At 48.2% G+C, this 19119-nt stretch carries 20 protein-coding genes; 11 read left to right on the forward strand and 9 right to left on the reverse strand.

Annotation, left to right across the window (positions count from 1 at the left end):
* The first annotated feature begins 52 nt into the window (after positions 1-52).
* Positions 53-814 (forward strand): AraC family transcriptional regulator, encoded by a 762-nt coding sequence (locus FIV08_RS19985; RefSeq protein ID WP_416376924.1) that lies wholly within the window; start codon positions 53-55, stop codon positions 812-814.
* Here FIV08_RS19985 and FIV08_RS14560 read toward each other — a convergent pair.
* On the reverse strand, positions 806-1438 hold the full coding sequence (locus FIV08_RS14560; RefSeq protein ID WP_152438851.1) for a LysE family translocator: 633 nt from the start codon (positions 1436-1438) through the stop codon (positions 806-808). The two genes, FIV08_RS19985 and FIV08_RS14560, sit on opposite strands and share 9 nt — an antisense overlap.
* Entirely contained in the window at positions 1439-2737 is a 1299-nt protein-coding gene (locus FIV08_RS14565; protein ID WP_152438852.1) for a hypothetical protein, read from the reverse strand. It abuts the gene before it with no gap.
* A 171-nt stretch (positions 2738-2908) separates the two neighbouring features.
* On the opposite strand from FIV08_RS14565, the gene FIV08_RS14570 reads away from it, so the two are divergent.
* Positions 2909-3499 (forward strand): NADPH-dependent FMN reductase, encoded by a 591-nt coding sequence (locus FIV08_RS14570; RefSeq protein WP_152438853.1) that lies wholly within the window; start codon positions 2909-2911, stop codon positions 3497-3499.
* Between the two features lie 159 nt (positions 3500-3658).
* Here FIV08_RS14570 and FIV08_RS14575 read toward each other — a convergent pair whose 3' ends face one another.
* Positions 3659-4153: a gamma-glutamylcyclotransferase family protein gene (locus FIV08_RS14575; protein ID WP_152438854.1), complete on the reverse strand. Its 495-nt coding sequence runs from the start codon at positions 4151-4153 to the stop codon at positions 3659-3661.
* A gap of 197 nt (positions 4154-4350) precedes the next feature.
* Between FIV08_RS14575 and FIV08_RS14580 the strand changes: the two genes are divergently transcribed.
* Genes FIV08_RS14580 through FIV08_RS14590 form a run of 3 tightly spaced genes read left to right on the forward strand, consistent with a single transcriptional unit; the run spans position 4351 to position 6043 of the window.
* Positions 4351-4923, forward strand: coding sequence for a hypothetical protein (locus FIV08_RS14580; protein ID WP_152438855.1), 573 nt, complete (start codon positions 4351-4353; stop codon positions 4921-4923).
* Position 4924: 1 nt separating this feature from the next.
* The gene (locus tag FIV08_RS14585; RefSeq protein WP_152438856.1) at positions 4925-5260 is read left to right on the forward strand and encodes a hypothetical protein; all 336 of its coding nucleotides are present in this window, start codon (positions 4925-4927) and stop codon (positions 5258-5260) included.
* 36 nt (positions 5261-5296) lie between these two features.
* A complete protein-coding gene (locus tag FIV08_RS14590) occupies positions 5297-6043 on the forward strand; it encodes an NYN domain-containing protein (protein ID WP_152438857.1) in 747 nt (248 codons plus the stop codon).
* A 71-nt stretch (positions 6044-6114) separates the two neighbouring features.
* On the opposite strand, the gene FIV08_RS14595 is transcribed toward FIV08_RS14590, so the two are convergent.
* Positions 6115-6459 (reverse strand): hypothetical protein, encoded by a 345-nt coding sequence (locus FIV08_RS14595; protein ID WP_152438858.1) that lies wholly within the window; start codon positions 6457-6459, stop codon positions 6115-6117.
* Between the two features lie 371 nt (positions 6460-6830).
* Positions 6831-7766, reverse strand: a complete 936-nt coding sequence (locus FIV08_RS14600; protein WP_152438859.1) for a hypothetical protein — start codon at positions 7764-7766, stop codon at positions 6831-6833.
* Positions 7767-7960: 194 nt separating this feature from the next.
* On the opposite strand from FIV08_RS14600, the gene FIV08_RS14605 reads away from it, so the two are divergent.
* From FIV08_RS14605 to FIV08_RS14615, 3 genes are all read left to right on the forward strand, one after another.
* Entirely contained in the window at positions 7961-9301 is a 1341-nt protein-coding gene (locus FIV08_RS14605) for a hypothetical protein (RefSeq protein ID WP_228715427.1), read from the forward strand.
* Positions 9302-9459: 158 nt separating this feature from the next.
* Positions 9460-9813, forward strand: coding sequence for a hypothetical protein (locus FIV08_RS14610; RefSeq protein WP_152438860.1), 354 nt, complete (start codon positions 9460-9462; stop codon positions 9811-9813).
* The gene (locus FIV08_RS14615) at positions 9791-10990 is read left to right on the forward strand and encodes a PcfJ domain-containing protein (protein ID WP_152438861.1); all 1200 of its coding nucleotides are present in this window, start codon (positions 9791-9793) and stop codon (positions 10988-10990) included. The genes FIV08_RS14610 and FIV08_RS14615 overlap by 23 nt, the downstream gene beginning before the upstream one ends.
* 744 nt (positions 10991-11734) lie before the next feature.
* Here FIV08_RS14615 and thpR read toward each other — a convergent pair.
* Positions 11735-12277 carry an RNA 2',3'-cyclic phosphodiesterase gene (gene thpR, locus FIV08_RS19990; protein WP_152438862.1) on the reverse strand — a complete coding sequence of 181 codons (543 nt, stop codon included), beginning with the start codon at positions 12275-12277 and terminating at the stop codon, positions 11735-11737.
* A 159-nt stretch (positions 12278-12436) separates the two neighbouring features.
* On the opposite strand from thpR, the gene FIV08_RS14625 reads away from it, so the two are divergent.
* Genes FIV08_RS14625 through FIV08_RS14635 form a run of 3 tightly spaced genes read left to right on the forward strand, consistent with a single transcriptional unit; the run spans position 12437 to position 16274 of the window.
* A complete protein-coding gene (locus FIV08_RS14625; protein WP_152438863.1) occupies positions 12437-13054 on the forward strand; it encodes a hypothetical protein in 618 nt (205 codons plus the stop codon).
* Positions 13055-14083, forward strand: coding sequence for a nucleotidyltransferase domain-containing protein (locus tag FIV08_RS14630; protein ID WP_152438864.1), 1029 nt, complete (start codon positions 13055-13057; stop codon positions 14081-14083).
* A 1-nt stretch (position 14084) separates the two neighbouring features.
* Positions 14085-16274: an Eco57I restriction-modification methylase domain-containing protein gene (locus FIV08_RS14635; protein ID WP_152438865.1), complete on the forward strand. Its 2190-nt coding sequence runs from the start codon at positions 14085-14087 to the stop codon at positions 16272-16274.
* 187 nt (positions 16275-16461) lie between these two features.
* Here FIV08_RS14635 and urtE read toward each other — a convergent pair whose 3' ends face one another.
* Genes urtE through urtC form a run of 3 tightly spaced genes read right to left on the reverse strand, consistent with a single transcriptional unit; the run spans position 16462 to position 19117 of the window.
* Complete coding sequence (gene urtE, locus FIV08_RS14640) at positions 16462-17160, reverse strand: urea ABC transporter ATP-binding subunit UrtE (RefSeq protein WP_152438866.1); 699 nt, start codon at positions 17158-17160, stop codon at positions 16462-16464.
* Positions 17160-17984 (reverse strand): urea ABC transporter ATP-binding protein UrtD, encoded by an 825-nt coding sequence (gene urtD, locus FIV08_RS14645; RefSeq protein ID WP_152438867.1) that lies wholly within the window; start codon positions 17982-17984, stop codon positions 17160-17162. Before urtD ends, urtE begins: the two co-directional genes overlap by 1 nt.
* On the reverse strand, positions 17981-19117 hold the full coding sequence (urtC, locus tag FIV08_RS14650; protein WP_152438868.1) for an urea ABC transporter permease subunit UrtC: 1137 nt from the start codon (positions 19115-19117) through the stop codon (positions 17981-17983). Before urtC ends, urtD begins: the two co-directional genes overlap by 4 nt.
* Between the last annotated feature and the right edge of the window lie 2 nt (positions 19118-19119).

The raw sequence follows: 19119 nt of genomic DNA on the forward strand, positions 1-19119 counted from the left end.
TACAGTTTCAGCCGGTTGAACTCACGGATTCAGGTTTTATGTAGGTGAAGATATTGAGTGCTCAAGAGTATGCGCCATCAGCACTTCCTATCCGAAACACACACATGAAGAGTATATTATTTCTGCAAACCTAAAAGGAACAGAAAGCATTTGGGTTGACAACAAGGATTATATTGTGCCGGCAGGATATGTCACTGTATACAACCCAATGGCGATACAATCCTCACAATTCTGTAGCGATGGCGTCGAATTCGTTAGTCTACATATAAATCCGGACACAATTAAAAAGGTCGCGATAGATAACAATATTGCTCACAGAGACTCTTATCCATTACTGCAACAGGGCGCCCTAAAAAACGAAAAAATCTTTAGGGCTATACAAGAGTGCTATCTAACTGCGCGAAGCTCTTCTGAGTACAAGGAAGAGTCAATTCTCTGGCTGCTAGCCACACTATTAGAAGAAGATGAACCTGTTACCGGGCGCAAAAGGCACTCGGTTAATATGGCAATAAACAACATGAAAGATTGCCTTGATGGTAAGATCGACCTTTCATCCCTCGCATCATCAGTCGGGCTCAGCAAGTACCATTTTGTAAGAGTATTCCGCCAGGAGGTCGGAATCGCGCCAGTGCAATATCATATGCAACTGAGGCTCATTGAGGCCCGAAGAATGATTAGAGACGGAATTAGACCAATCGATGTGATGGCTGATCTAGGATTCTATGACCAAAGTCATTTTATTAATACGTTTAGAAAGGTCATGGCTATGACACCTGACCTTTACTATCGATCACAAGAAATAAAGCTATCCTAGAAACTCTGCATAACCTGTGATAATGACGTACCCCGCAAAATAAGCAAAAATGGCAGCTGAAGCATAGTATGAGTATTTAAGCAGCCTTTCCCCCAGCACCCTTCCTCCTTGACTAGCGACAAAACAGAGTACACCAGCCCAGAATATACCAGCCGCAAAGAAGCCGGTTAGGAAAAGAGAGGCACTTTGTAGGCCTTGATCGCCAGACCGTGAAATAATGACTCCACCCACTGCAGCAAACCACAGTATTGCAGTGGGAGAGGACATAGCCAAGAATACACCTTTCGAAAAATCTTGAAGATAACTTGACGATGTACCGTTTTCCTCAATCTCTACGGAATGACTTTCAACGACGGCAGAGCGAAGCATCTTATATGTGAAGTACAAAAGAATTACCGAGCCTCCGACCCAAAGAGTCCATCGAACAGACTCATACTGCAACAAGGCAGCCATACCGAAAAGAGCCAAAACGGCATAAATTAAATCGCCGATACACGTACCAACACCGAGGGAGAAGCCTTGGAAGTATCCTCGCTGCATGGCTAAGGTAATCATTGCAACATTCGCTATGCCAATATCGAGGCATAAGGAAAGACTCAGCAGGAAGCCATTAAAAAATTCCATTTAGACCTCCCTTATTCTTTGTTCATACTCAATGGTGTCAGTAATCACGCCCAAGTTCGCCATGATATTGGTACAGTTTTCAACATCGTGATGCGGGCAATAGCTACGCATAAAAAGTTCAGCGCTTTCAATGTTGCCCTGAAGAATATTCTCAGTTAGATGCCCAGCCAACCTCAAAACCGCAGGATAGAATCCTGCAAGGTCAGCATGAATTTCACCATTACTCTTTAACTCCAAGCATCCCGATTCGATAAAAAACTTGAGCTGGACGTAGGCGGCGCCCGCATCTGGGAAATCGCACGGTCCTCTTCTCAGGTAACGGAGCATCTCCAACAAATATACTCGGGCCAATTTTTCTTTGTTCAGTTTCAGTTCATTAACTATCGAACTGGTAGTACAAATTAGCAGACCAAAAATGTCTGCCAAGGCTTCCTGTACCACCATTGAGCCCCACCGGTCACACTTGCTCAATGCACGAAAGCTGGTCGTAGGGGTTACGATTGAGTGACCAAGATCGTGCCCCCGAAACCAGGCGATCAGGTAGGTGCTAAGGTTATTATTGGAGGGGAGATCGCTACTGTCCCAACCATAAACTGCGAGACGTTGTGTCGAAATATTCTCAAATAAAGCAGAGTAAACGTTAGCGAACACGATTGTTCTTTTAGTTCCTGCGTACTTGACACCCTCATCTTCAGGCATGAAATATGCGAAATGCTTGGGGTATAAATTGGCCTCACCTGAGGAAGCAAATAGATCTACAATTTTGTATCCACAGAACGGCAGGCATTTGAGCTCTGCGTTTATATTTTTCTTAAGTGTTAAAACAGCCTCATCAATATTCTCATCTACAACATTTGACACATATTGAAGATTTTCATTCGGAGTTGCGTAAAAGGTCGAATAAAAAAGCTCTTTGGACTTTCCCACCCAAGTCGACATAGCACCGGAATAGCACACCAGTTCTTTTTCGTCCATCTGAGCAATTTTCTCGCATAGCTCCTTCTTTGCATTTTGATCATCAAACGTTTGAGCTCTCCATTCTAGCGCCAGCTTAGAGTCCTTGTCATTCAGGTGATTAGAGAGTGATAGAAAGGCAGTTTTAAGCCGTTGCGTCGTTAACGCCGTGATCTGGCTCTGCCAACGATGATCTGTGTTTTGATTGGCTCTGAGCATATCAGTTAAAACAAGAGTTTCATTGATCAAAGCTCTCGCGGTGTTACTAAGAGTTCCCGGAAAATCCAGTGGAAGCACATGAACGTCGTATTTAGTAGCGCGTGGCCAGAAGTTAGTAGCACTCATCTATCAGCTCCATTGAATAGACTTTGAGTACATTCTCCGGAATCAAGTCATAACAGTATTGGAAAAAATTGCTCTTTTTTAGATATTATTTTCTCAGCAGATCAATTATTGATTAGAGTCTAGACCAGTGCTATAAATCCGGAGCAAAAAATTAACTAATGGAGCCTTGGTATGAGCCAAACAGGTAATATTATTGTTTTCTCGGGCAGCCTACGTGATCACTCAATTAACGTTATGCTTGCTAAATCTGTTGTAAATGAATTAGAGAGTGAGGGAGTGTCTTCGACTTTCCTAGACCTGCGTAACTTCGACATTCCTTTATATAATGGAGATAGTGAAGATCGGAATGGATTGCCTAAGGATCTTTGTCTTATACATGAACAAATTAGTACGGCCAGAGGCTTCATTGTCACCTCCCCCGAATACAACGGTTTCTTTACGCCATTACTCAAGAATCTAGTCGATTGGCTTTCACGACCTGTTCCTGACCATCTAGTAGCCGGACCGTTTCGACGTAAGCCGGTGTTATTAATGTCTGCATCGCCAGGTAAGTTAGGTGGAGTACGAGGGCTGCAAGCTTCGAGGCAGTTGTTCTCGAATGTTGGTGCCTTTGTCTCGCCTGACCAACTTTCTATTCCTTTTGCAGAAGATTGTTTCGATGCGGAGGGCTTTCTCACGGCAGACCAACACACAAGGCGGCTGAAAAAGTTAACGCGGCAATTCGTATTGGAATTGGACTGCTTCAGTTTACAAGGTAAATGACGCTGACTGAGCGAAGGCGAAACCCGGGCAGATCTGCTTTTTCTGGATCTTCTTTCCTGAGCCATCAGAGACGTCGCGAAATTAAACCTGTCCCGATTTTCCCATGACGGATCGTCGCCTGGGGACACTAATGGAATACTACGAGCAGGCGGGCTGCTTTTAACCGTAGATGGCCCGCTCCCTCGCATCCCGTTTTCGGTCAGGGTCTTCCTGGCTTCGCGTGGCCGCAATGGCCTCAAGGTAGTCAGCGGGAGCGCCGGTTTCTTTCGCACCAACGATGACGTGATTCAAATACCAGGAGTGAGGCAACAAAGAGGGATCCGTTGACGTTGCGCAGTAGGTAAAAGCATCAACGGCATTCCCAAGAGCATCCGTAACCGTGACCCGCTTTTCCTCGTAACCGAAACCCAACCCCTCAGCCCTGTCCAGCGGGCCTTTTTCGCTGCGCGGTATCTCAAACAGTGCGCCAATGACAACGTCCTCCGGATTTCCGGTAAACAGTGCGTCGCATTTCGCGGATTGGTCTTTCCTGCTCCACTTGTGAAACCGAAGGGCATGCTCAACGAGTGTGAACCTACCGATTCGCTCCGCGCTTGGAACCCGCTCTCTCAACCTGAGGAGTGACATGTTCGAGCCGTAAGCAAAATACTTCATGCTGCCTCTGTGTCTGCGCTATTTACTCAGGAGCCTGGAGTCATAACTGTAGCAAAACCGGGGCAGGTCATCCCCAAAGCCCACCCTGCTTTAATAGGCGTCGTGATAGTTACACCAGGACTGCCCCCTTTCCATCCGCATGTTCAAACAGTAGACTTTCGCCCAAAGGACTGAAAATTCTCCAAAGGAACCGGAACATGAAGCGACTCGGAACAACCGCTTTGGCCCTGCTGCTATGCCTGTCAGCTTCGGCCTGCGCCTCTCCCAAACTCAGTGTGCTTGATCCTGTCGAGCCACGTACAGAGACACCCGGCGTCACCATCAGCCGCAAAGCGCACCCTATCAAGCTCCCCCTTGAATCACTGGCCGGTGCAACCTTCATCGGCAGTGATGGCGAGCTCATTCTGTACAACAAACGCAAAGGTCTTTTTGCCACGGTTGTTACATCCGATGACTGGGGCAATCCCGCCATTCAAATGAATAAGGCGCCCAGCTATATCTTCAATCGCGACCTCAGTGCAGTTCAGAACCCCGAGTTTCGGAAGGAGCTCGAAGGCGTCATCAGAATGACCCTGGAACCGACGGCAGAAAAGGAAACCAGCGTGGTAACCGTGGGCAAGATCACCGCCTATATCGCTTTCAATCCGAAGAAAACCATCATCATGCTCACCTCATCGGATAAGCCGGACCTGTTTACTCAACTGGTACTGGACAACTTCAGTTGGGAAGAAATCGAACACGAAATCCTGAAAGGAATCGGGGGACAGTAATATGCTAACCAGAGAAGAAAGAGATAACCTAGCGACGGTCATCAGCATACTTTTCGACGACAACGAGCTACGCACATTGAAGCACAGCTTCAACGAACGAACGCTTAATACTGTTGAGCTGGCCATGGAAGAGCTCATCAAATGCAACGCCCGCATGAAGGAGTTGGTAACAGGGCTTACCATGGGTATATCGGTTTTTACTCGCGGCTGGCTAAAACAGTCATTGGACAAAATCGCCCAGGCCCTTCGTGACAGGCAGCTGGAGTTCGACGGAATGGCATGCCGCAACCAGGTGAACATCAATTTCCGCATGGAAGTTTACCGCTCTGCCCTCTAGGCTAGTTTCATCCAAGACAGGGAAAGCCCAAACACGATGAACAACAACTACAAAATTGCGCTCCTGATCGACTGCGACAACGTCAGCCATCAATCCATTGAGGGCGTGCTTCAGGAACTTGCCAAGTACGGCGCTGTGAACGTGCGCCATGCCCATGGCAACTGGAATGGTCCTCAATTGGGGGGCTGGATTGAAAAACTGCACGCCAACGCCATTCGGCCAATTCAGCAATTTGCCTACACCACCGGCAAAAACGCGACTGACGCATCCATGATCATAGACGCCATGGATCTGCTCTACAGCGGCAACGTCAACGCTTTCGCGCTGATGACCAGCGATTCCGACTTCACGCCGCTCGTCATGCGTATTCTTGAAGCTGGCCTACCGGTCTTTGGCTTCGGCGAGCGCAAAACACCCATGCCATTCGTCAACGCCTGCTCCCAGTTCATCTATACGGAAAACCTGCGGGAAGACACCGAAGAGCAAGGCGACAATGAAAGCGGCGACACCACGAAACCAACCGCCACGGCAAAGCGCACGCGCAACGAGCTGAGGGGTGACACGGTTCTGGTGCGGACGCTGCGAACGGCCGTGGAACAAACCGCCGATGACGACGGCTGGGCGCACCTGGGCAAGGTTGGGCAGTATATTTCCAACAACAGCTCCTTCTCCCCGGTGAACTATGGGTACAAGAAGCTGAGTGATTTGATTCGTGCGAGTGAATTATTTGAGATGAGTGTTCGGGATAAGAGCGTCTTCTACATCAAAAGCCCCGAAAAATAGGCCTTCCAAAAGCTGTCAGTTAATTGCAGAGCCTGAGTCACCGAAGGCTCTGCAGATGCCACAGATCGGTCTCAAGTCTCAGTGCGTAAGCCGCTTGCTTTCAAAAGATCTCGAATTTCCTGAGCGAGCTGCTCGCCCTCATCATTGAGTTTGAAAATGGCTACCCTAAAGTCATTTGGATCGGGCTCGTAAGAGGCCACTCCGATTCCAGCCTTGCCAGGCCTTGCTCGATCAGTGAGGTTCCTCATGTTTCGGGACGCGCGTGATTTTCCGAGGTTGAAGTAGCTATCAAGGTTGCTCACTGTTGCCTCGCCACGATCCATCAAGTAGAGAAACGCCAGAATCGTACCTATAGGGATATCTTCCTCCTTCTGGCGAAACAAGTTTAATACTTTCATTAAATTGCCGACTTGCATTCAGTTCACCTCCAACAAGATCAAAACCCCGCCGTTAAGGCACGGGAGAAGCCCGGGCATTATCTACGCTTTCGACCGGCGTTCAAGCGCAAATCGGATTGATGAAACTACATGAGTGGGGATGGATTACACGAGTGGTTGCATAATTTCACCCATCACGCCATCGTCATGAACTTTCAGCCTACTCAGCAGAACTTAATGCGGGGCAAATCAGGTGTGAGCACGGTAGAGCCTGAAGGGCTTCGGGGCAGATTCTACTTTGGTTGTCTGCAATTACACCGATCGGCTTACCTGCCCCGGAAATACCGCGGGACCTAGCACCCGACAGCTTTGGCTGGATGATCAAATACCAAAAAACTACCCCACGCGGACTATTCTCTTGTTCGCTTAAAATTATCAATTGCACGGGCGGTGAAGATCGCAGCAGCACATGATGAGATAACCAAAGGGATTAAGTCAGATGGATGTGGGTCATCTACATAGCCATCAAAAAGATCCAACCTGGCGAATTCAAGCAACCCGTCAAGAATTGCAATTGCATCTGAGTACGCCCTGTACAGATACTCGTTATCGTCGATCGGGAACACCGTGTTTTTTAGTCGTCGTTTCTCGCTCTCTAGGGAGCTCAGATGGTTCTCAAGCATTGGCTTGACCTGCTCAAGTTCATCACTGAATCTCCTGAGTTGCCCACCCGGAGACCAGGCATTGATCCATACTCTGCTCCACATATCAGTCCCAACCCTTCTTTCTAACTGATAATACCCCCATCTGAAAGCCGGTGAATCAGATATGCTCTTTTGCCGGTTTGGTGGACCCAAAGTCGACTCAAAATCAACACAAGAGCCATCTGCACGCCTTAGCAAGTGTTCATACTCAGCGTTTGACAGCTTACCCATCCCATTACGGATTACAGAAAAAATATAGTGTCGGGCAGACCGGTATTGCCTGCCATCATCTGAGGAATATCTCTCGAGCATCTCAGCCACATTACTCACCACATGCCGGATAGGGCGCGGGTCTTCACCTCCGGCTTTGCGACAGTCGTACTGTTCGACTTCTCTCGGAAAATCTGTCCATACCGCCATAGCGCTGTGATGCAAATCTACAGTTTGAACGGCAAAGCAGTCGGATACCTCAGAAAGCTTCCGGGCTGCCTCGCTGTGTGCAATCGATAGTGCACTCTTCTCAGCAATCAATTTGGACTCTCGACTGACCTTTAGGGAGTTGAATGCAGCAACTGCAGCCGCAACACCAGCAATGGCAGAAAGCGCAGCAGGTGCGAAATCGAGCCAATGTTTGTAATCCATTCCATGTTCTCCAGTATCTTGCCACCCGTCGCTCAGGAGGGGCGGCCGCTTCAACTCAGACAATGTGTCCTTGGCTTGGACAACTCCAATGCTAATCGACGATTTTACATTTTCTTACTTTAGATTCAGATGAGCAGCGTTAACGCTGCTAAGCTTTAACGGAAACTAAATCTATAAAAAGCATGGAGCTACCCATGGCAGTCCGTCCCGAATTCCTTATCGGCGGAGAACCCGCGCGCCTGATCCCTATTACTGCCGACAGCGTCAGGGAACAAAAGTCCGTCTCCATTATCCTCGCAGGCCTACGCTCCGTACTTGAGCTTCGCCAGTCCCTGCTTAAATCCCTGAACGTGCGAGTCGGAACCAGCGCAACCCTGGAGGCTTGGATAGAGCCGGTATTCCAGAACGAAGACAAGAAAGCCATCAAGAACAAAGATCGCCCAGACGGTCTCCTGATACTTCGCACAGGCAAACGTGAATGGCGGGCACTGATAGAGGCCAAGGTGAACAACGACACCATCGGCGAAGAACAAGTGTCGCGCTACCTGCAACAGGCCAAGACCCACAAACTCGATGCCGTGATCACCATCACCAACCAGTTCGCCGCGCTGCCAACTCACCACCCGGTAAAGCTCCCGAAGACCGCCACCAAATCCGTCGCGCTTTTCCACTGGTCGTGGGCCTTCATTCGCACCCAGTGCCAGCTACTGCTCAAGAACGACGGCGTTGAAGATGAGGACCAGGTATTCATCCTCAGCGAAATACTGCGCTACCTTGAAAGCGACCGCTCCGGAATCAGCCATTTCGACCAGATGAACGCCGAGTGGAAAGACGTCGTCAACAAGGTGAAGAGCAACGCCACGCTGGCGAAAACCAGTGATGAGGTACAGAACACCATCGCCGCCTGGCATCAGGAACAACGGGACCTTTGCCTGATCATGTCCCGGATGACCGGCAGCGACGTTTCCCTGAAACTGAAAAACGACCACCGCCTGGACCCTGCCAAACGCCTGAAAGACGATGCCGACGCATTTTGTAAAACACCCGCCCTGCACTGCGCACTCAACATCATCAACGCAGCGGCGGACCTGGAAGTAACCGCAGACCTCCAGCGACGAATGATTTACTGCTCCATGCGCCTGACGGCACCGAAGGACAAACAGAGCACCAAAGCCAGGGTGAACTGGCTCTTACGCCAACTGAAGAAGACAGAACCCGCCGGATTTTTTATCCGTGCCACCAGACCCGGCAAAGCAGAAACAACCTACAAGCCACTGAAAGACTTACGGGATGCACCGGAGTTGCTGGAATCTGATACCTCCAACACCGCTGCCACGACGCTGGAAGTGGTTTACGAGGTGGATCTGGCCGGGAAGTTCAGCGGGCGGAAGGTTTTTGTTGAGGAGTTGGAGAAAGCGGTGCCACATTTTTATCAAGAGGCGGGGCAGCTGTTGAAGGCTTGGACCCCGCCGCCTCCGAAAATCTCTAAAGCTGAGAGTAATCCGGCACCTCAGGATGAGGACACTGACTCATAAATACAGGTCTGTTTCAGGTTTACTAATCATCAGCCAAATTGACAGCCCGCCGCGTGTTGATGTCACTGCTCCCAATGCTTGTTTTCACTATTCTTTTGCTAATATTATGGTTCATAAACTAAGTCGCAAACACTTAAAGAAATAGAAAGGTCGAAATTTTGTCGCAAATTCAACCGTTAATCGAAGTCCTCGCTTCGTGGGAAATCGTTGCAATAGTTGCTATATTTTGCTTGCGAAAGCCAATAACTTTGCTCATGGAAAGATTGGTTTCCGGACAATCTGGTCGCGCTAAAATAGGACCGATCGAGTTTGAGCTAGGTAAGCTTGCAGAGGATGGACGCCAGGCAATAGACCACCTAAATCGCGTTCATCTAATCGTTGCCGAATCTAGGCTTTTGGAACTTGAAATTACGCAATCACATTTTTCTCATTCCTTCTCCGAGGAACAAAACCGGAAACTATCTGAACTAATTGAAGACCTCAAAGAAAATGTGCAAAAACAACGCGACTGAAACATCAAAAGACGACACGTCAGCTGGCGAGAATGTAGATATAGAGATCAACTTTCAACCATCTCTAGATTGCAAAGTAAAACTATCAATATCAGATAATAATATAAACATTATTATCGAAGCATATGGGAACGTAGAAAAAGAGATTGATCCAGGCTTTGCGATATTTACCAATAACCAGGAGTCAATACATGACCATCTAATAGGGAAGCTACCCAAAACCATATCTAACGAGGCACTAAACAAGCTGGTCAAATTGAAACACCTCCAGCTGACGGCCATAAAGTCATGCGCTGAATCTAATCGAGCACAACAAATGATCTTGAGCAACGAGGCATTGTTTTGGATAGTTTTAGATCGAATCAATAGTGAATCTTGCTATTCCAAGAATTTACTAGAGCGAATTTTTGGCGTAAAAAGAAAAAAACTTACAGCGCTCACACTAAATTCAGAAAAACAAAGAACAGTAAAATTTCTTGAAAAGATCGTTACGTTAAACGGCGAGCGAAACGAGCTCGATTTAATTAAAAAGAAGGCCCGCAACGACCTAACTATATCGAAATTTAAGCACTGGGACACTATACCTATTCAAGCATTATACATAGACGAAAGATACCCAAAGCTTTCCTCTTCCAAAATAGCGTGGAATTGGTGTAAAAAAGACCATCGAAGAATGTCGGACTTCACAAGAAGGCTTAGCAATGTTGATCGACTATTTGAAGACACAATAGAGATGGGAAATCGACTCAATATTAAGAATGCTAGAAACATGTTAATGCAGTGCGAAAATGAAGAAAAACTAAAACTGTTACATGACCACTGGGTAGCATTAACAGTAAGGTCGAACACTAAATTTGATCCTGACATAACATTTAAAGACCCCAATATAGATACTCCAAGCTGGCTTGAGCGGATAGAAAGCGCGAACCAACTGATTGAAGAAGGGAAAGAAATGGAGCATTGCATCGGGACTTACGTAAATAAGGCAATTACAGGGAAGAGCCTATTATTCCGGGTTCACCTAGAGGAGCGAGCCACAATGGAGCTCAAGAGGCGAGGCACTAAGCTGGAAATTGTCGAAATAAAAAAACATAAAAACAAGTGCGTTTCAAACGAAACTAGAGAGACGATTCAGCGATGGCTACATCGCAAGAACCAAGAAGCAGAAAGGCCCTAATCTTAGCCAATATGCAGCCCCAAGCCAACAGGGGAGATTTTATTTCGAGACGCCGCCCGTGAAAGTTACTAGCGTCAACTCTGACACCAAGTCGGTTTCCTGTTTCATAGATGACCTTATTGCTCCCCCCTATATGAGAGCGCAAGTGCTATTTCGCGCCGAGCGAATCAGTCTGAACTGTAACCATACCCTAAAGAAAGCAGCACACCCTAATTAGGACCTCTATAGAAATAACAGGAAATCCTGCTAGAAATCGCCAGATCGTCGCTGGAGGCTCACCCCCTGAACTTTACTAAACTCCAGCGCTGGGTTCTCGTCACTCACAATGCGTTAGACTTGGAACAGTCGGCCCGCGCCCCGATAGCGAGCTGTAGTTGCCCCCGCTCTCTCGCATCCCGTCTGCGATCAGGGTTTTCCTGGCTTGGTGTGGCTGCAATGGCATCCAGTTAGTCAGCGGGAACGCCGGTTTCTTTCGCTCCAACGATAACGTGATTCAAATACCAGGAGTGAAGCAGCAAAGACGGTTCCGTTGGTGTTGCACAGTAGGTGAAACCGGCTAGGGAATTGCCGAGAGCATCCGTAGCGGATGGTGCCATAGAAATTCAGGCCAACCAACCTACGCTGGCGCTCTACGAAAAAATGCAATTCCGTATTTGCATCACCTATATTGACCCAGAGTCATCGCACTACCACATCGTGCAGTTACTACATCAAACTAGATAATAATGTTAGTTCGACATTCTGTTATGCATCTCCAATCAGGGGCATGGTGGACAACCGTTGGTAGGTAGAACGAAATTTACCGGGAATGCTCTTAAAGAGAACAACCTCAGTCACTTTAAACGATTGAAAGCAACGGTCTCTGTTTTTTTCTAAAATGGTGCCCAAGCTCTTCGATCTCTCATTCGAAAATCGGGCAAGAGTTATGTGTGGGTGGTATCGCAAGTGGCTTATGCTCACATTCATATCGGCTAACCGAAGCCGAACGAAGTTGTGAAGAGCATCCAACTCCCCCCAAGGCTCTAAGCCGGCCCATAGGTGTCCAATAGACCCCTCTGCACCGAAAACGCCAACCCCCATGATCGAAACCTCAAACGACGGAATCGCAATCTCCTTAAGGCTACTTCTGATTCTTTCAACTTCCTGAGCCGATACTTCGCCCACGTAGCAAACTGTGACATGCAGTTCTCTTCCAGACTGCCAATGGATCCCTTCTATAGGGACGCTGATGGTCATCAACTCGTCTTTGACAGACTTAGGGAGACAAACACCAAAAAAAACCCGCACTAGCTGCTCCCGTTACGTTTCGGCTAAGAATCAACAACATGACCGAGGAATGTACTACACTGAGACACAGTTTGCGTTGATACTCCAAAAAGATGCAAAATTCGCGTGTCAGCATTTTGAAGATAAAACAATACCATTCAATAGGAGAGCTAGCCACCAGTGGGCAAAGAACATACAGCTCATTACGAGCCAAGCCTCGAAAGCGATTTGATTCGCCGCATTCGTCTACAACGTGGGGTACACGACATCCTAGAAGACAAAACCCAGAATTGGTTGTCTTTCCAAAAAATTGTGAATGTGTGCTCTGGTGCATTTATAACACTAGTTGTCTTCGCGGATTTTGGTCTCATTTCCAAGCTCGCACCTTCCGCGAGCGGATTACCAGTAATGCTATCTGTGGCTGTAACGGCATTATTAGTATTCATAATGAACGCTCTGTATGACGTGTATTCGGTCTCAGAAAAAAATGCAACACATCTCCAAGCAATCCAGCAGTACACGGATCTATTATCAGATTTAAAAAAGGCAAAATATTCGAACCCTCAGAAAAGAATCGACGAAGCAACGTTAATGCATTGTCTTTCTCGCTATCTACAGATAAGCGCCTCCGCGACTAATGCTGGGGGAAATAGCTTTGACAAAGCTCAAGAAAAGTACCTTAAAAGACGTGCATTGCGAAAAGCAAGAGAAGAAATCCCATTTGGAAGTAAAAAAGAGGTAGAACAGCGGGCAAAATCCCTTACGGGCCAATGCAAAGAATCAGAGGGTGAGATTTAAATGAGCATGAACGAGAGCAGTTTAAGGCAACCCGACATCCTTAAAGATAGGAAAGACTACTCAATCAAAAGGCTTGACGAACTAAAGGGTGAGCTTTCAAAACTAAGTGAAACTCGGGCTTATCCAAGATTAACAATAATTGCAGCGGGATCACTTGCGCGACACGAGGCAAGTAAACACTCCGACATTGACATGTTCTTTTTTACTGCAGCAGAGGAAATCGAAGACCCTCGAACAAAAGAGCTCAGACTATTTGGAAAAATTATCGATGTCGTCGACGAACTCGGGTTCCCAAAATTCTCTAGAGACTGCAAGTATCTTAACATAATATCAACTAATGAAATGTTTAAGAACCTCGGTAGCCCTACCGACGATCATCAAAACTTTTTCACCGCAAGAATGCTTCTACTGCTAGAAAGTAAATTTTTATATGGCGAGACCGAATACAACGAACTTATTGATTCAGTAATAGACTATTACTACAAAGACTTTGACCAACATGAAAACAATTTTAAACCAACATTTTTACTAAATGACATATGCAGATATTGGAAAACGATACTGCTGAACTATGAAAATAAACGCACACCGAACTATAATGACGGCCAGATACAAGAAAACTCTCGTGATAGAACCAAACGAAAGGTCCAGAACTATAAGCTGAAATATAGTAGGGTAATAACCTGCTTCGCAACAATCTGCGCCATTGGTTCCTTAGAACCGCCGGTGAGCTCACAAAAAATAAAAGAGTTAATCCGTATGACGCCGAGAGAACGCCTAGAGCAGATAGCAAAGAATCTACCGAACACAGCAGGTTTAATAAACGATATTCTTAAAAAGTATTCTGTGTTTATCGAGAAAACAGGATTATCAGAAGAAGATATAAACAAAGAGTTTGAGAACAAGGAAAGGGTTGAAGCTCTTTTTAAAGGTGCCAATCATTTTGGAGACTTGATGTTTGATCTTCTCGAAAAAATTGACAAAGAGACGTCATCTGACATAAAGCTTATCCGTCATCTGGTGATTTAAATTGGCTAAAGTATTGGTCCTAAATATAGACAATCAAGTCGTAACACCTGCCCTTGATTTGATTAGAAAGCTATCAAACCCAAGATCGACATCCATACCGCACATCACCATTAGATATATCGATAAACTTTCTGAAAGTAATCTTGAGCTTTATGAAAACGCCAAACCTACATATATCGATCTAATGGCGCCGGGTTCCTTTGGAGCCCTTTGTCATGAAGATGATGGCTCCAGAAAGACCGTCTTCATCAAGTGCTCCTCAGATGAACTTGAAATGCTTGCTCATAAACCTCACTACCCTGACAGTGTATTTCATATCACACTGTACGATGGAACATCTGCAGACTATGCGCGTAAACTTCTAAAAACTCTTAACAAATATTCATGGAACATCAGGGCTGATCTATCAGCGAATAGTGAAATCACTGAGATTTCTTTAAACAATAGCAAGAAAAAGTCGTATCAAAAACCCATAGATTATATAGAAGATACTAAAAATTTATTCTTGAGAATAACAGGACAAAATCTTAACCCTGATCTAGTCGAGTCTCTTTCTGACCAAGAAAAGATAGATATAATCGACATGGTTTGTATATGCATTCAGAATGAAACAAAAGGCTACCGGAAGGCTTTAGAGCATATAGAAAGTGCTGTAGCTATGAATCATGCGGAGCCCTCACTGGAGGATCCGGCGTCTTGGAGCAAGTTCCATTCCGAAGAGAACAATAAAACAGGTCTCTATCTTACACCACCGGAATTGGCTACGGAAATAACAAAGAAAGTTATAGCGATTGCGCGAGATAGAAAGCTTGAGATTCACTTCGGCGACCCTGCAATCGGAACAGGAGTATTCTTCTCGATTCTTCAGCATTTACTCGCAGAAGATGAAATAAAGAGCGCAATAGGAATTGAGCTCAACAAAATCAGGGCCAAGAATACCCAGGAACGCTGGAGGCACAAGGGGCTACAAGTATTTCCTGGAGATTACTTACACATCGACAACTTGCCTCATAGATCTCTAATTATAGCCAACCCGCCATATGTCAGATATCAACATATAGATTCTAAATATAGCAAAGAACTTCGAGAGAAGGCGATCTTCGAAAGCGGCATGAATATTAGTGGGCAATCCGGTCTTTACATTTATTTTATTCTAGCAAGCCATGCGTGGATGCAAGAGAACGCCATTTCTGCTTGGCTAGTTCCGTCCGATTTTATGTCATCGAATTACGGGAGCTCGCTTCGAGAATACCTATCAAGTCGAGTAGATCTTGAATTCCTGCATATATATAGCGATGAATCGCCGAAATTCGAGAATGCGCAAGTTTCTCCATGCGTGCTTATTTTTACGAATCGCTCACCAAACATCCATGGGGCCGTCAAAATCAGTTATGGCGGCAGCCTTGAAGATCCAAGCACAAAAAAGCTGCTTAAGATAGAAGATCTCAGATCTATGAAAAAGTGGACTTTTGGTAGTATATTTGAAAACCAGCCTTTATTAGAAGGGCCTTTTCTGGGAGAGCTTTTCAACGTGACGCGCGGTATAGCTACCGGCGCTAACGATTTCTTCCTTATGGAAGAAAAAGATTTGATCCAATACAAAATCCCACGCGAACTTACGAAACCAGTCATTCCGAAAGTACGTTATATAAAGAGCGACACAATTGACTCGCTACCAGACGGTACCCCTGATGTTGAGCCCAGACTTTTTCTCTTTGACACCAGCATTGCGGAGAAAGAGCTCCGAGAACGATTTCCAGAGCTGAACGATTTTCTTGATCTCGCCGATCAGCGTGGAATAAAAGAGCGCTCCCTTGTCAAGTCGAGAAGAGTCTGGACTCAGCAAGAGCGAAGACAACCTGCTCCGTTTTTAGTCACTTACATGGGTAGAGGCAGTGAAGGTGTTGCTCCTATCAGATTCATAAGGAACTGTTCAAAAGCTGTGGCAACAAACAACTATCTTTTATTGTACCCGAAACCTCGTCTTGCGGAGTTACTTGATAGGGATCCAACGCGCTACGACAGTCTATTTGAGCTACTAAAAGATGTAGAAACCAACATCTTAAAGCTGTATTGGCGGAAATATGGTGGGGGCCTTAAAAAGATTGAACCAAAGGATCTGATGAATGCTCAACTTTCTGAGTGTCCACCCTGGCTAGAAGAAGTCGTTGAGTTCAAGCTAGATATATAGGTGCCATCCGATATTCTGCTTTTTGGAGGCCTCGATCCTCAACGAAGCTTGGAGTGTTACCTATTCGTCAGTTCCTCGCCTCGCAAACAATTTATAAGCACCGCTCAGTATTTAGGGCGGTGCTCACTTCTATGCTTCGGGCGCCTATTTCAACTACTTACTATTCCAATATATTGGATATTACTGGTTAAACGGTCAGATGCTTCTTGATCAGTTCATCGTTCAGCCCAGCAATCTCTCCCTCAGCAACCCGCCGTCCACGGTCGAGGATGGCAAACCGATCCGCATACTTCCGAGCAAACGGCAACTTCTGCTCAACCAGCAAAACCGTCAGCCCATCCTCCTCAATCAGTTTGCGAATAACCTCCCCAATCTGCGCCACGATATTCGGCTGAATCCCCTCCCCCGGCTCATCCAGTATCAGCAGCCTCGGCTCAATCACCAGCGCCCGGCCAATGGCCAACTGCTGTTGCTGCCCACCAGAAAGATCACCCCCTCGGCGATGTTTCATTTCCTTCAACACCGGAAACAGCTCATACACCCGCTCGGGGATTTTCTTGCTGCCGTCCTTACGCACGGCCAAACCCGTGCGCAGGTTTTCTTCCACCGTCAGCAGCGGGAATATCTGCCGGCCCTGGGGCACGTAGCCAACACCCAGTCTTGAGCGGTCCTCAATCTTCTTTTTGGTGAGTTCCACGTCCTGGGCAAATTCGATGCTGCCGCTTTTGGTGGTTTCCTCGCCCATGATGCATTTCATCAGGGTGGTCTTGCCCACGCCGTTGCGGCCCATTACGCAGGTGCACTGGCCCTGGGGGATGTCCAGGTCCAGGTCCCAGAGGGTGTGGCTTTCGCCGTAGTATTGGTTCAGCTTCTGGATCTTGAGCATTACGCCTCCTCCCCCAGGTATACCTTGATCACTTCCGGGTCGTTGGAGACCTGGTCCATGGTGCCTTCGGCCAGTACGCTGCCCTGGTGCAGTACGGTCACCTGGCGGGCGATGGAACGCACGAAGCCCATGTCGTGTTCTACCACCACTACGGACTGTTTGCCGGCCAGGCTGGTGAGCAGTTCGGCGGTGCGTTCCATTTCCTGTTCGGTCATGCCGGCGACGGGTTCGTCCACCAGCAGCAGCCGGGGTTTCTGCATCAGCAGCATGCCGATTTCCAGCCACTGTTTCTGCCCATGGGAGAGGATGCCGGCGGGTTTGTCCCGCAGGGTTTTGAGTTTGATCATCTCCAGCACTTCGTCGATTCGGTCCCGGTATTCCGGTTTCATGATGGCGGTCAGCGTCGGGAATATGCGTTTGTCGGTGGCCATGGCCAGTTCCAGGTTTTCGAAAACGGTGAGGGCTTCAAACACCGTGGGTTTCTGGAACTTGCGGCCGATGCCCAGGCTGGCGATGTCCGGCTCGTTCATGGTGAGCAGGTTGTGGCGGCTGCCAAACCACACGGAGCCGGTATCCGGCCGGGTTTTACCGGTGATGATGTCCATCATGGTGGTTTTGCCGGCGCCGTTGGGGCCGATGATGCAGCGCAGCTCGCCGTCGTCGATGGTCAGGTTCAGGTTGTTGATGGCCTTGAAGCCGTCAAAGCTCACGTTCACGTCTTCCAGATACAGGATGGGGCCGTGGCGCACGTCCACCGGGGAGGCGGCGGGGGCCAGGAATTCGAATACCCGGTCGCGGTTCGCCAGTTGTTCGAACATGCTCATGCGGTGGCCTCCTGCCCGGTGGTGGTGTCGTCGTCTTTGGCTTTTTTGCGCTTTTGCAGCAGGCCGGCAATGCCCTTGGGCAGGAACACGGTCACCAGCACAAACAGCGCACCCAGGGCGAACAACCAGGCATCCGGCATTACGCCGGTGAACACGGTTTTGGCGTAGTTCACCAGGATGGCGCCAATCACGGCACCGTACAGCGTTGCGCGGCCACCGAGGGCCACCCACACCACGATTTCGATGGAGAACAGCGGCGAGAATTCGCTGGGGTTGATAATGCCCACTTGCGGCACATACAAGGCCCCGGCCACACCCGCCAGCATGGCGGACACCACAAACACGAACAGCTGCACCCGTTCTACCCGGTATCCCAAAAAGCGGGTGCGGGCTTCCGCGTCCCGGCAGGCCACGCTCACCCGGCCCAGCTTGCTGGTGACAATGCCCCGGCAAATCAGGTAGCCAATGGCCAGTGCGATGCCGGTGGCGATGAACAGCCCCAGGCGGGTGGCGTCGCTGCGCAGGTTAAAGCCGAGGATGTCCCGGAAGTCGGTCAGGCCGTTGTTGCCACCAAAGCCCATTTCGTTGCGGAAGAAGGCCAGCATCAGCGCAAAGGTGAGCGCCTGGGTGATGATCGACAGGTACACCCCGGTTACCCGGGAGCGGAACGCCAGGAAGCCGAACACCAGCGCCAGCAGGCCCGGGGCCAGCAGCACCATGATGAAGGCAAACCAGGCCATGTCGAAGCCTTGCCAGTACCAGGGCAGCGTGTCCCAGCTCAGGAACACCATGAAATCCGGCAGTACCGGGTCGCCGTACACGCCCCGGTCGCCGATCTGGCGCATCAGGTACATGCCCATGGCGTAGCCGCCCAGGGCAAAGAAGGCGCCGTGGCCCAGGCTGAGAATGCCCAGGTAACCCCACACCAGGTCTACCGCCACCGCCAGCAGGGCGTAACACAGGTATTTACCCAGCAGGGTGACCGTGTAGGCACTTACGTGCAGGGCGCTGTCCTGTGGCATGAACAGGTGCAGAAAAGTGACTACTATCAAAGCGCCGAACAGCACGCCCAGGAAGATCTGGGTGGAACGCTCCTGCAGGGGCCGGAGCAGCCAGGTTTGTGATGACGCCATAA

The sequence above is a fragment of the Marinobacter sp. THAF197a genome (assembly GCF_009363275.1).
Classification (GTDB): domain Bacteria; phylum Pseudomonadota; class Gammaproteobacteria; order Pseudomonadales; family Oleiphilaceae; genus Marinobacter.